This window comes from Pseudomonas sp. NPDC088368, assembly GCF_044753445.1.
In the GTDB taxonomy this organism is placed as follows: domain Bacteria; phylum Pseudomonadota; class Gammaproteobacteria; order Pseudomonadales; family Pseudomonadaceae; genus Aquipseudomonas; species Aquipseudomonas bambusae.
Genome location: NZ_JBIVNG010000010.1, coordinates 61136 through 73371 on the forward strand (window position 1 = coordinate 61136; position 12236 = coordinate 73371).

A 12236-nucleotide genomic window follows, 5' to 3' on the forward strand; every position below is an offset into this window, starting at 1 on the left:
CCCCCTTCAAGTTGAAACCATTAGCCGTAGTTAAGTGGTTGGCTTCCGCGGGCCTGCTTGAGCAGCGACTGGTTGTCTTTGTAGTGCTGCATCAGGCTAATCACCAGTGAATTCACGGCGAGGATTTTCATGGCGCGAGTTACCGCGACGTATAGCAAATTCAGCTCGTCGTCGCGCTTGCCGGCATCGATCTCTGGCGACAATGGGTCGGCCGTGAAGTCTTCATACAAGCACACAAAGTCCCATTCCAGACCTTTTGCCCGGTGTGCAGTGGTGAGCGTGACAGTCGAGTCAAGTTCTGATGTGACTGAGCACCTGCGCAGGCCATCAATTCGCTTCGGCAGGTCTGGATAAGTCTCGATGATTTTGATCGAACGCAGCATCTCTGGGTCTTGCGTGGCTTTTGCAATCTGGCCGTACTGGTCGTAGTCCCGGTAGTCCTTGAGTAGTTTGCGGTTCTGAATGCTGTCGTTCAGGCCTTTGCTGAAAAAGAACAGGTCTTCCAAGTCGCGCAGGGAGTAGCTGTCGATGCCACCCACCCAGTGCATTCTGTGATTTTTAGCCACCAATCGCAGCGCATTTTCGATGACTCCATTGACGGTACGATGCAGAAACGTTTGATGTGGAAGATCGTCAGGGAGTGATCGCTTCACCTGCGTAGGCTCACCGAGCCCCTGAAGAGGAACGGTTTCGCCTTTGAAAGAAAGAATGATGTTGGCCACGTGCGCGACTGCCGGCCCGAATCTGAAACTCTTGGTCAGGTAATGACGCTCTGCATCAGCCATCCACGCGCTACTCAATGCATCGACGGCCCCACGGAAACGATAGAGCTGTTGATGTCGATCACCAACGGTCACCTGTGTGATCTTTTGAGACTGAACCAGATCTGCGATGACAGGGTTAACGTCCTGACCTTCATCGAGAAGAATGGCGTCGAACCGCTGGCTCAGATCCGGCCGACTGATCTGATACAACTTCAAATACCCATCATGTGTCATGGATACGCTACGGTCATCTAGGTCCATCATCTGCGCCCAGATCCTGCGGGATAAGGCCAAAGCCCTGGTGCGGTACTGGTGCTGGAATGTCGTGAGCGGACGATCATTGTTGAAGCGGACAAAGTGATCGTCATCCAGAGCCAGATCCTTGCTCGCCATGAATGCATTCAGAGTGCTGACGATGTCTCGTGCGAGCTCCCAGTCCTGGGTGTTGATAGCTTTGGCAATATCGGTCAAACGAAGGTTGCCCGATTGCTTATGCTGATATTGAGTGCCGTACACGGCATAGGCCAGGCCGTGAGCTGTCTTGCATGTCACGTTCCGAGGAAATCGGTTTTTCGCGGCCATTTCGACGGCCTTGTTGTAGCAAAGGTACAGCATCCTCACCGATGCGTTTTCTTCGGCATAGCCGACTAATGTAGTGGTTTTGCCCGTGCCCGCGAATGCCTGAACCAGCAACTTCCGGGATTTGGACTGTATCGTTGGTAGCTGTTCATCGGTCCAGCGCATGACGTGCTCCTCTGCTTTAGTCGTTGGGATATACCGCTTCCAGCACCCAACCCGCCAGTTGAGCACCCTCACGCTGGCAGTCTTCAAGTCGAAGCGAAAACTCTCTCATATCACCTGGACCCGTCTTGCGGAAACGCGTTCTCGCCGCCCTGTACTTGTCGAGCGCCTCGATGCCTTCGGGACCTAGCGTCAGGCCTAGGGCCGAGGGAAAATTCGGCGTAAGAGTGTCCTGCAGCTCAATGACTGTTCCTGGGAAGGGGATGTCCCCGTCGACGAGCACGAATCGGCCTGATCCGGACTCCTCATCATATTCGTTGAGAATGCTGTCGTTGTTCCATTTGAATAGCGCATGAGCCACGACTCTACGGCGTGGGTATCCCTGCGGATCAGGATCAATCTGGAAGCTTCCTCGGCCCGCGCCGGCGCCGGGTATGAAACGTCCCGGCACACGGCTGTCATCGTTGTTGCTCTTCAATATCCGAAGGATGATCAGATTAGGCATTTGAAGATCCTCGCCAAATGGCTCACAGGTATTTTTTGAAGCTGGACGCCGTGATGCTCACAGACAAACCCAACAGTGCCGCACACGGTAAGAGGACCAGCAAAGGACTGAGGCTGAATGGCAACGCCAAGTAGAGCGACCACGGGAGGATGACGAGAGGCATCATCGTTGATCGAGCTTTGTGATAGAGATAGCTTGATTCCCGGCCGGCGCCGAAACGACGCAGATCTCTGCGCACCAATCCATCAACGAAACCGACGAATGCAGTCATGGTGAACAGTGGTATTGCGAGCGTGAGGATCACCAGGCGAACGCAAAAAACCAAAACGGTGTAGATGGCCGCCAGTCCGTAGTCCTGCATATTGGTCACTGTCCGTGCCAACTGAAAATTGAGATCGAGGCCATCACCATGCTGGCCGGCTTTGGCGATGTTCGACATCTGCGTGAGCCAGTCGAGCAAGCCGGTTTTTACGATCAGCCAGTCGTAGGTAAGTTGGACCAGCCATTTGGCGGTGTGCCCCGGTTCTTGAACCACCACACTTTGCAGAAAGCCCTGCGACAGCCATCCGAGCTCGTGATCAAGCATTCCTTGCGAATGATGCCAGCCTGCCTCTGGCCAGATGAAAAAAAGGCATAACCACTCCACGAAAACAGCCCCGCCCAGTGAGAGGAACATGATTCCAATGAAGCGGAACGGCAACGTCAGCAGAGATCCGAACCAGCTCTGTTCTCGCACCTGTTGCTGCTGCGCTTTTTCAGCCACATCGGCCATGAGGGTGGTCTCCTATCTCAGTCGGCGGCGGTAGCGTCAGATGCAAGTTGCTGAAAGTCAGATATCAAGTCCGAGGGGAGAGCTTCAGTGAGATTTCGATAGCCTGGTGCTTCCCACCATCCCGACTCACCGACTTTTCCAACCTGATACGTTTCACGCATGCTCTCTGCCAACGCTTGCAGGTCCGGTGGCATTACCTCCTCAGGATCGTTTGCAGGCAACGGCATACGCACCTTCCAGAGGTTGCCGCCCTCGATCAAAGCAAAGCACTGCCCCTTCGGTAGCCCGACGACATGAGCGGGTTCGATCATGGGAACACTTACGGCAGTCACCTGGTCATGAGAACTTGAAGTAAACGCGGTGTCGCCAGTGGCCGAGTCGCTCGCACCGCTAGCAGGGGTGGTCGTGTACACCTGCACTTTGGGCAACTGATTGGTCAAAAGCTCAGCGGTCGATGTTTCACGCACTCGCAACATGAACAAGTTGTTGAAGTTACCGATCACCTGTCCTGCTTTGGCCTTGTTGCCAATTTTTGCCTCAATATCACTCAAGGTTTGGGTGTAGGCCGTAACCTGCATGCCCGCGCCGCCCCCCTTGTTGATCATCGGAATGAATTCCTCCCCCATGAGTTCGTTGAACTCGTCGGCGTGCAGGTTGATGGGCACCTTCGCTCCGGCAACAGCGCCGGGAAGCCCGTCGTCGACGCCAAATTTGTAGATGTGACCAGCTACTGATACCAGATCGGAAAACATCGAGTTACCTACTGCTGCAGCGACTTCCGTGTCTGACAGCGCATCCAGGCCGACGTATACGACAGCTCTTTTGCGGACTACCTGCATCCAGTCGAAGATAGGGCGTGGGTCATTCACGTCCTGGTAGTTGGGTGCAATCAGCTCCGCCATACGGCCGGTGGTGAGCTTTTCAAGCAAGGGAAGGAGCGAAGCTACAATCTTGTCAAAATAAGTTTTGTCGTAGCGTACTGCGCTACGCAACCCGTCCATGACCGGGTCAGCTACACGGGTCTGGGAAAGGTATTGGTCGATCGCGACGACGCGTAGCGGGCGGCCTTTCATATTGAATGGAATGTTTTTATCGTTCAGCTTCCCTTCGATGGCGACAATCGCATCCCACGCCCTGGCGTCATGTTCGGAAAAGTATTTCAAGGCGTACTCAAGGAACAGCCCTTCAATGTTGATGACGTGCTGTTGGATCTGGAGGTAGTCCGGTCGCCGGCCAAGAGCAACGAGAGCGCGAGCGATGATGTTCACGAATCGCCACGCAAACTCCCTGAACGCTGCGGAATTGCCCTCCCCGGACAATTGACCTGCGATCCGGGTCGCAACTTCCGAGATCCTGCCAAAACGTCCGACTGCGTTGTAACGAGCCGAGTGATCTGGCCAGCCCAAATGGAAGACATAGAATTCGCCCAAGCGGCCAGCGCGTTTTGACTCGACATACATGCGCTTGAGCAAATCGGCATCGCCTTTGGGGTCGAAAACGATGACAACCTCATGTTGGCCACCGCGTTTCCTACGAATGTCTTGGGTGATGAAAAGCTCGGCCAAACGGGTTTTTCCAACTCGAGTGGTGCCCAGGACAATCGAATGGCCGACTCGCTCACCGAGCGGTAGTCCTACGTTTTCCTCGTAGGGTTCGATGCCGTGAAGGCGGGGCAGCCCGCCTACTGGGGGCAATGGGCGAGCGGGATTAATGGGGACGTCCCAAGATGTCGCTCGCGCCAGTAGCTTGATTGGATAGGGGGCAAATTCCAGACGTTGTTCCAGCTTGCGTGCCATCCGAAAAATGGCTGTCGGTTCCACATAGCTTGCGTACTGCGGCAAGTACGTATCCATGAGCCGTTGAGTATGTCGCTGCTGCCAGCGAAACCCGCGTCCGATGAACAGACGCTCGTTGCTCACAGGCACCTCTTTGCTGGTCATCATGTAGTGGGGGAGTCGCCGGATATTTCTCCGGTATTTCAATATTCGCCAGGCTTGCCGCACACGGACCCAACCCAGCGTCAAAAACAGCAAGGCGCTCATCGCGCCAAATAACGGGGTAAGAGCAAAGGCCCACGGGGCGAATACACACAAAAAAGCTCCTGCGGCACACACTGCCACGGTGTACAGCTCGACGGCGGGCCGCAGCATTGAATCAATGGCGAAATTGCTTGGCATGGGATTCCTACTGCTCGATCGCGGTGGCGGTGATAAGAGCGGGGTAGTGGCTAAGGTTCAGGCGTTGAGCAAGGTCATCCCCTGACGCGGGTGATATATGAACACCGTTGATCCAACGCTGAATGGCCCCAAAGCGCTCGGCCGTCGCGACATTCACCACCAGTCCCACTGCCTGCATATTTCGAAGTGCCTGCTCATGCGCGAGCAGCCAGGATCTGGACAGTTCGTCGTCCCCGATGATGAACAATGGTTGCAAGCCCGGGGCGTTAATGGCTCGTCCTTGAATCCGTGCCGGGGTGAGTCGATGCGAAATCACCGGGAAACCTTGAGGGTTAGCATGATCCGAGCTCGCCATTGATGTAGCAGAACCGGACTGTGCGCCTTGTGGATTGAGAGCCCGGTAATATGGAAGTGCTGATGTGCCCCCTTTGTCGTCAACGATCACCAGTTGCGATGCAATAGCCGGCAACGTGGCCAGCCCCAGCACAAAAGCCAGATAATTATGCTTGTTCAAGGGTTGTCCGCCAGTTGTGTAATGCCAGTTACCCGGCTGAGGTGTTTTGCAAAGAGCTTGCGATATCGCGCAGCCGCAACGCCGCCTGCCGGATGATGGTATCGGCCGGCAGCAGCGAACCAATCGCCACCTGCGGAATGTTGCTCTGCCAAGATTTGTGACGCGACACTGAGGTTTTTGTACGGGTTGAGTGAGTCGCAAGGATCGTTAAACCGGTGGCCATTCCATCCGATGTTGATCTGGCCGAGCCCAGAGTCGACGCGCTTTGGACCGACCTCTGCAATTGCGATGAGAAGTGCGCTGCATGCATCGGCACGCGTGGCAAAGCGATAGCTTGCGCCGGCGACGTTTAGCGTCCAGGGCCATGGCACGAGCTGGCCTTTGTGCCCGCGTAGGTACGTCCCGCTTTCTTGAAGCGCGACCGAATAAAGCACCTCTGAAGGGATGCCAGCTGAGTATGCAGCGAGTTGATAAGCCGGAGGTGGAAGTTCCGCGGCAAGCGCGTACGGCATCACCAGCAGAGCGAATAGCGCCTTTACCATCCGGGCGATTATTGACGAAGCCATTGTCCATTGACCTCGCGTACTACCGCAGGTAGTTCCCCGCCTAGCCCTAGGCTCAGCCAGCGTCCGGCATCGTGATTCAGGGTGATCTGCCGTTTTTGTACGCTGGTTGGATCTACACCGGCCTGAACAGCCCAAGCGCGGATGCGAGCGTCATCACCTTGGCTGCCGACCATGTAAATGTCGAAGCCCTGCTTTTGTTCCTGAAGCCTATGAATTTGAAGGGAGCAATCGGCACATTCCGCTTTCACGAATACTGCAAGCCGACCGCTACCTCTGGCGGTGGGTGCTGTGCTCTTTTGCACTGAAGTGCTGGATTGGATCGGCAGCAAGTTAGGGTAAAAACGCTTCCAGGCCTCATCGTAGGCCTGTTGGTAGGCAAGTTCTTTCGCCGTGCGCTGCGCCTCGGCTTTGACTTGCAACTCGGCATAATGGCGACGCTCCTCGTCTGAGCGAGCTTCGATCCCAAGCGCGGTTAATGGATCAAGACCTGGTGAATAGACTCCTCGAGGGCTTTTCATCAGTGCCTGATAACGCTGCCACTCCTGCCTGTCCAAGCCCCACTCCAATCCTTCTGCAGAGGCAGACGTTTCCGACGTGAGCGCTGCACCCTGCGAATTTTGGACCGTCGACAACCTATCGGTTGAGTCCGCCGCACAGGTGCCTGCAGCGGCAGCGCCGATAAGGCCCAAAAACACGAAACGATTGATACACTGATAAGGCATTTGAACCTCTAAGGTTTCAAGGCGATGATTCTGGACGAGCCATTGATGTTGAATTGGGCACGGCTATCGTCCAGTGCGCTGAGCCTCCAGTTGCTGCCCTCGATCATGTCGCCAGGACGCACGAGGTACAGCTGGCTCAAACGGGTGCTCCCAGGCGGGGCTACGGACAGAAACCGCTCCCCGCCGCGGTACTCGACCCCGACCACGGTGAAGGGAGGGGTGGACTCGACCGCCTTGACGACTGCCTCGTTCTTTTGGAGGGGGGGTGTTTTAAGCCTTGGAATTGGAGGCGTCGCTGGAGCTTCCGGACGCACTCTGACCAGATCCTGGACGGTCAGTTGGAGACCCTCAAATTTAGCTTCCAGCGCTACCACATCGAGCATTGACGCAGCTGCTTGAGAGCTTTCCTGAACCGTTTGCTGAAGTGGTTTGAGCTGATCGTGAAGGCTATCTATGCGGTTGGAGAGGGCTTGCTGACCGGCCCTGAAGTCGTCGATTGAGACGGGCTTGAAGTCTGCCGACTTGTCGTACCGATCCTCAATGCCGCCAACGCGCTGCGCCAACGCAGTAATGCTTTCCTGATTGGCAGCGTTTGAGATCTGCTGGCTTAGCCGCAAAATCACAAATTGCTGGTACCCGCACCATCCCGCCAAGCCGAAAACCGACAATGCCAAGAGGATGATGGGGCTCGATAGTGACGGGCGCAGTGGCAACTTCATGGACAACCTCACTCATGATGCGAGGCACCTTCGCAAATACGCACAGCATCTTCAGCAGAAAACCCTTAATCAGTTCACATGGGTTTTCCGCAGCCTTCACCCTGCGAGCCGCTCACAGCTCCACCATCTGTCGAAATTTCTTGCATCGGAGATTGACCGCAAGGGTTTCAGATCTTTAACTGTATGTACATACAGTTAATCAGGATAAGGGTTGCATCATGAGCGTCACGATCTTGGGTCCATTGGCGACTGGAGGCGAGAAGCTTCCCCTGTACTCATTTCAAGTACCTGCCGGCTTTCCGTCCCCGGCGGCGGATCACATCGAAAAGCACATCTCACTTGACGAGCTCTTTGACATTCGAGCCCCTCATGTCTATCTGGCGAAAATCGAAGGCGACAGCATGCAGGGCGCTGGAATTTACTGCGGCGATTTGGTGGTTGTCGATCGTAGCCTGTATGCCGAGCACGGTGACATCGTTATTGCTGCACTCAATTCCGAGCCAGTTTGCAAGCGTCTGCACATGCGGGGGAATGAAGTCATTTTGCAGTCGGAAAACTCCCGGTACCCGGCGCGGCACGTCATGGAGGGCGACGAGTTGGTGATCTGGGGGGTTGTGAAGTATAGCGTTCGCGATCATGACAAAGCTTGAGCCTGTCTTTGCGTTGATCGATTGCAACAGCTTCTACGCGAGCTGCGAAAGAGTTTTTCGCCCGGATCTGGCGAAGACCCCGATAGTGGTGCTATCGAATAACGATCTGAGGGGTGGAAATCGTTAGTAAATCCTGTACAGTCCGCGATGCTCAGTCCACACTTGGTGGAAGATTGAGTAAAACTCCTATGAATGGGCGGTCTCCCCATCCGCCAGACAGCTTTGCTTGAGCTTGTATCCTGAATACTCCTGATAAGCCTACTTCCGCCATCTGCCTGACAAACTCGGCCGCTGCATCCCGTGGAAGGTATCCAACCTTGAAGCTTTCTATGTAAACCGCGCATGCGTTGCTGTCGTGGGGGTTGTCCGGCTCGCTAACGATGTCGGCAACAAAGTCATTATCGGTTGCCATGTGTCGGCTGTTGCGAAGTTGGCGTAAAGCGGGTTGGTAGTGAGACTCGCCGACAATCTCAAAGCCACATTTCTGCGACCCTGTGACTCTTCCAGATAGAGGCGGAACTGTGACTTGCGCAGAAGGGGGGCGGGCTGACTTCTTTCCTGGTTTCGCAAGGCTGGTTTTGACGTGGAGCGTAGGCTGGGTCTCGAAAGACTCCCGCTTAGGATCGCATCCCATGGAGTTGATCAGGGACGATGCAGGTTCCGGACTGGTCTTCACTGGTGGAGCAGGCTCAGATTCTGACTTCCCACCAGCTAAAGCAACGGGACTCAGAGGATCAACAAGTAATTTGTCCACTGCTTCTCCGTGGCGTCCGAGCTCTGCTTTGGGCGGCAGTTGGCGCGCAGCATTCCGCTCCTGCTCGCTCAAAAGGTACCTGTTACCATTGAGATCCATCTCAGAGATAACGCGGTCACCCTCAAGAGCTTCGATAAGTCGTGCAGCTCGGTTATATCCAATCTTCAGGTGCCGTTGAACAGAAGAGATGCTGCACTTACGGGTCGATAGAACAAAGCGCGCAGCATCGATGTATAGGGAATCCTCGTTTTCGGTCAGCGCGGGGAGACCGACGTCAGTGTGAAGGTGAGGCGAGGACTCCGCTGGGGCTGTTGTTTCCACTGCCGACCAGCCGAATAGGGTTTTCCACCAAGACATTTAACGCTCCATGTTGCTGAGTAGAAACTGCGATGGCTTAACGAGAGCCAGGTCTTTATTTGTTCACTTGCCATCAATCCGTAAATTCGATGGCCTTAACGCTTGTCGCTTCAACGCCATATGATCAGCGGTGTCGTACTGCTCAAAGGGGGTAGCGCATGACGATCTCGGCTCAAGGGGCGACGGGCATCATCAGACAGGAGTCTGCGTTAGAACAGTTCTGGTTCAGGCTTCGGAGTCAGTTCCGTCTCCAAGAATTCAAGCTTTGCTAGAAGTTCGTCAAAGGTAATGATGTCCACGTCTTTGCACGCATTTCGGAACACCTCAAGGCAGCGCAGTTTGATTGGATCTATGGGGGTGCGGCCAGCGACAACCACGCATTTGATGACATCAGCATCGGACAAGCGCAGGGCCGGGTTGTCATAAACATGGTTCATCCAGCGTTTTCTAAGCTCGCTCTGCTGAAACAGCACCTGGGTCACAGCACCAGAGAGAGGCGAGCTTGGCCCAAATAAATGCTGCCCCCGGTAAGCCGTGCCCTGTAGCAAGTCCGTTTCCGGCGTTTTTATTTCAACAATGGCAAGTGCTTGACCATATTCTTTGAAAAGGAAGTCGCCGATCTGGGCTCCTGCGCCCGTCAAGGTAGAGCCCATTGCATGGAATTGCGTATGAGTTAGCTCTACGGGGCGAGCGAAGGCCATGCTCAAAACGAATTTGTTCTGCTCAAAGAACTTCTGCCAGTGCGCTTCGGTCAGTTTAGTGGTGAGCTTCATCTTAAATGCCTCAATCATTTTTGCCAGCGTCACCCGCTCGATTTCGGCGTGCAGAACCATTAGCTCCTGCGGGTCCTCCGTTACCAGCGCACCAAGCTGATTTCGCAAGGCCTGCACGTTTGATCGTCGCTCGGCACGCTCACGCGCCGCAGCTTGGTTCGCACCTTCGCGTCGAACCGCGACCAAGGTGTGGTTCTCATGCACAACTCGCTGGAATCGCTCTGGATCAAGCCTTGTTAGCAGTTCGTCGTGCACGATACTTTGCTTTGTTTGACGAATCAGCTTCCGGCCATTCGTTGTTACCCGCGCGAAGGCGCGGCGCAGTTTATCGATCTCCTGGGTGCTAATCGAAACCACGCCGTCTTTAGCGTGTATTTCCGGATGCTGGCTGATCACGAGTGCTTCAGCATGCTGAATCCGCGATACGACTTGCCACACCGGTTCAAGATCCTTGGTCAGACCCAGGCCGTTGCTTGCAGGATCAAATAGGCGCCAGGCTAAGCGTGAGTCAAGGCGCAACGCCGCAGCTTCGGCGTCATCCGGCAACTCGGCGCCACAGTCATCGACGTAGATGACTGTGGTGAAACGCCCGTTCTTGGGTTCCAGGTAACGCTGTGCGTACGGATTGATATGGATCGGCCGCATGATGATTCTGTCTGGAAGAATGGTCGCCAGTAGTGGCCAGTCCTCCTCAGGCAGTGCATGCCAAGTTCGAGCCTGAGCGTCGGCAAGCCTGTAAGTTCGGAGGAAGAGTTTTCGTGCAGGCTCTGTTCCCTCGATTGCTGATTCTAATCGGAAGCTCGCTTCTAGCACGTCGTCGTCACTAAACGGCTGCGGCGCGACCGCAATTGCCCCCATCCCATTTACCATCTGGCATCCTTCGTTGGAGTCGATATCTGGCTGCCGAATATACGTTCTCTAATGTCGGCTCTGGCTGTGAGCCTACCTCGTCACGAAAACGGTGAACACAACGGAAGTTTGAAAAAATGTTAGATAAAGAATTACGTTAATAATCAGTATGTTGCACTGTGCTAACTGTTAGGATCATTCAGATACAATGACGGCTGCGTGATCGCTCGCAGCTACGACGCGAAGCCGTTTGTCAAAATGGGGCAACCATATTTTCAAATCCGCGAGCATCTGCGCCGGCACGGCGTGGTGGCGTTCAGCAGCAACTACGCCTTGTACGGCAACCTCAGCGAGCGGGTGATGTCGATTATCGAGTCGATGGTGCCAGCCACTGAGGTTTATTCGATCGATGAGTGTTTCGCTGATTTGATCGGCATCCAAGGCGATCTGACCCAGTTTGGCCGTGAGATCCGCAGGCGGATACTGAAAGACACCGGCATCCCGGTTGGCGTCGGCATCGCTACTACAAAGACCTTGGCAAAACTGGCGAACCACACGGCGAAACGCCTGCAAGCCCAGACAGGCGGGGTGGTCGACATTTGCGATTCATACAAGCGCGACTGGACCCTGCGAAACACTGAAGTGGGTGAGGTCTGGGGGGTGGGCAAACGCATGAAAGCGCATCTGGAGGCCATGGGTATCAAGACCGCGATGGATCTGGCTCGGGCAGATGCCTGGACGTTACGACAGAAATTCAGCGTGGTGATCGAAAAGACAGCTCGGGAACTGGCTGGCACTACGTGCCTGGAATTGGGCGAGGGCGACCCACCAAAGCAGGAGATCTGCTGCAGCCGAATGTTCGGTAAGCGTTTGACCGAGATTGAGCCGATCAAAGAGGCGGTGGCCACATACACCCAGCGGGAAAACTCCGGACCCAAGGCTCCATGTGCAAGAAGGTCAGGGTGAGTATTCGCACCGGGATGTTCAATCCGGAGGAAGCCAAATACGCCAACGGCGCGCTGGTTGAGCTGCCTTATCCCACGAACGACGTTCGATTGATAACGAAAGCGGCTGTAGAGGCTGTGAATCGATTGTTCCGACCTGGCTTCAAATATAGCAAGGCGGAGGTGCTGTTGATGGACCTGCGACAACCTGGTGAGTTTACCGACGACCTGTTCGCGCAGGCGCAGCCGGTGGCCGCTGAAAAGGTAATGGAGGTTCTGGATGAGATCAATGAGAGATGGGGTAGGGGGACGCTGCGTGCAGCGAGCGTGCCCTCCAACCCTGACTGGGCGATGCGTAGGGAGTTGATGAGTCAGAGTTATACGCCAAGGCTGACCAGCTTTGGACGGTACGTTGTAACTGATCTCAAC

The 12236-nt window shown here is 55.0% G+C and carries 11 protein-coding genes and 2 pseudogenes; 3 read left to right on the plus strand and 10 right to left on the minus strand.

Features of this window, described 5'->3' with window-relative positions; all coding sequences use genetic code 11:
- Positions 1-20 precede the first annotated feature (20 nt).
- Genes ACIQAL_RS22065 through ACIQAL_RS22100 form a run of 8 tightly spaced genes read right to left on the minus strand, consistent with a single transcriptional unit; the run spans position 21 to position 7480 of the window.
- Complete coding sequence (locus tag ACIQAL_RS22065) at positions 21-1508, minus strand: UvrD-helicase domain-containing protein (RefSeq protein ID WP_401149489.1); 1488 nt, start codon at positions 1506-1508, stop codon at positions 21-23.
- A 16-nt stretch (positions 1509-1524) separates the two neighbouring features.
- Positions 1525-2010, minus strand: a complete 486-nt coding sequence (locus ACIQAL_RS22070; protein ID WP_401149492.1) for a hypothetical protein — start codon at positions 2008-2010, stop codon at positions 1525-1527.
- Between the two features lie 22 nt (positions 2011-2032).
- Entirely contained in the window at positions 2033-2782 is a 750-nt protein-coding gene (locus ACIQAL_RS22075; protein ID WP_401149494.1) for a TIGR03747 family integrating conjugative element membrane protein, read from the minus strand.
- Between the two features lie 17 nt (positions 2783-2799).
- Positions 2800-4959 (minus strand): type IV conjugative transfer system coupling protein TraD, encoded by a 2160-nt coding sequence (traD, locus tag ACIQAL_RS22080; protein WP_401149496.1) that lies wholly within the window; start codon positions 4957-4959, stop codon positions 2800-2802.
- Positions 4960-4966: 7 nt separating this feature from the next.
- On the minus strand, positions 4967-5473 hold the full coding sequence (locus tag ACIQAL_RS22085) for an integrating conjugative element protein (protein ID WP_401149498.1): 507 nt from the start codon (positions 5471-5473) through the stop codon (positions 4967-4969).
- The gene (locus tag ACIQAL_RS22090) at positions 5470-6015 is read right to left on the minus strand and encodes a lytic transglycosylase domain-containing protein (RefSeq protein WP_401149811.1); all 546 of its coding nucleotides are present in this window, start codon (positions 6013-6015) and stop codon (positions 5470-5472) included. The genes ACIQAL_RS22085 and ACIQAL_RS22090 overlap by 4 nt, the downstream gene beginning before the upstream one ends.
- An 8-nt stretch (positions 6016-6023) precedes the next feature.
- Complete coding sequence (locus tag ACIQAL_RS22095) at positions 6024-6761, minus strand: TIGR03759 family integrating conjugative element protein (RefSeq protein ID WP_401149501.1); 738 nt, start codon at positions 6759-6761, stop codon at positions 6024-6026.
- Between the two features lie 8 nt (positions 6762-6769).
- Positions 6770-7480, minus strand: coding sequence for a hypothetical protein (locus ACIQAL_RS22100; RefSeq protein WP_401149503.1), 711 nt, complete (start codon positions 7478-7480; stop codon positions 6770-6772).
- A 218-nt stretch (positions 7481-7698) separates the two neighbouring features.
- On the opposite strand from ACIQAL_RS22100, the gene ACIQAL_RS22105 reads away from it, so the two are divergent.
- Together ACIQAL_RS22105 and ACIQAL_RS22110 are read left to right on the plus strand one after the other, a co-directional pair.
- Positions 7699-8130: a LexA family protein gene (locus tag ACIQAL_RS22105; protein ID WP_401149506.1), complete on the plus strand. Its 432-nt coding sequence runs from the start codon at positions 7699-7701 to the stop codon at positions 8128-8130.
- Positions 8117-8236 (plus strand): annotated as a pseudogene (locus tag ACIQAL_RS22110) (hypothetical protein); the annotation flags it as partial. The gene ACIQAL_RS22105 and the pseudogene ACIQAL_RS22110, both read left to right, overlap by 14 nt.
- A 45-nt stretch (positions 8237-8281) precedes the next feature.
- Here the strand turns inward: ACIQAL_RS22110 and ACIQAL_RS22115 are convergent.
- On the minus strand, positions 8282-9241 hold the full coding sequence (locus tag ACIQAL_RS22115; protein WP_401149508.1) for a DNA translocase FtsK: 960 nt from the start codon (positions 9239-9241) through the stop codon (positions 8282-8284).
- 209 nt (positions 9242-9450) lie between these two features.
- Positions 9451-10884 (minus strand): Shedu immune nuclease family protein, encoded by a 1434-nt coding sequence (locus tag ACIQAL_RS22120; protein ID WP_401149510.1) that lies wholly within the window; start codon positions 10882-10884, stop codon positions 9451-9453.
- 186 nt (positions 10885-11070) lie between these two features.
- Between ACIQAL_RS22120 and ACIQAL_RS22125 the strand changes: the two are divergent.
- Positions 11071-12229 (plus strand): annotated as a pseudogene (locus ACIQAL_RS22125) (DUF4113 domain-containing protein); the annotation flags it as partial.
- Between the last annotated feature and the right edge of the window lie 7 nt (positions 12230-12236).

Bases quoted from the DNA above. Each gene is read 5' to 3' on its own strand.
- ACIQAL_RS22095 (WP_401149501.1), bottom strand. From the start codon at position 6,761: ATGCCTTATCAGTGTATCAATCGTTTCGTGTTTTTGGGCCTTATCGGC.
- ACIQAL_RS22090 (WP_401149811.1), bottom strand. From the start codon at position 6,015: ATGGTAAAGGCGCTATTCGCTCTGCTGGTGATGCCGTACGCGCTTGCC.
- ACIQAL_RS22075 (WP_401149494.1), bottom strand. From the start codon at position 2,782: ATGGCCGATGTGGCTGAAAAAGCGCAGCAGCAACAGGTGCGAGAACAG.
- ACIQAL_RS22120 (WP_401149510.1), bottom strand. From the start codon at position 10,884: ATGGTAAATGGGATGGGGGCAATTGCGGTCGCGCCGCAGCCGTTTAGT.
- ACIQAL_RS22065 (WP_401149489.1), bottom strand. From the start codon at position 1,508: ATGCGCTGGACCGATGAACAGCTACCAACGATACAGTCCAAATCCCGG.
- ACIQAL_RS22115 (WP_401149508.1), bottom strand. From the start codon at position 9,241: ATGTCTTGGTGGAAAACCCTATTCGGCTGGTCGGCAGTGGAAACAACA.
- ACIQAL_RS22100 (WP_401149503.1), bottom strand. From the start codon at position 7,480: ATGAAGTTGCCACTGCGCCCGTCACTATCGAGCCCCATCATCCTCTTG.
- traD (WP_401149496.1), bottom strand. From the start codon at position 4,959: ATGCCAAGCAATTTCGCCATTGATTCAATGCTGCGGCCCGCCGTCGAG.
- ACIQAL_RS22070 (WP_401149492.1), bottom strand. From the start codon at position 2,010: ATGCCTAATCTGATCATCCTTCGGATATTGAAGAGCAACAACGATGAC.
- ACIQAL_RS22105 (WP_401149506.1), top strand. From the start codon at position 7,699: ATGAGCGTCACGATCTTGGGTCCATTGGCGACTGGAGGCGAGAAGCTT.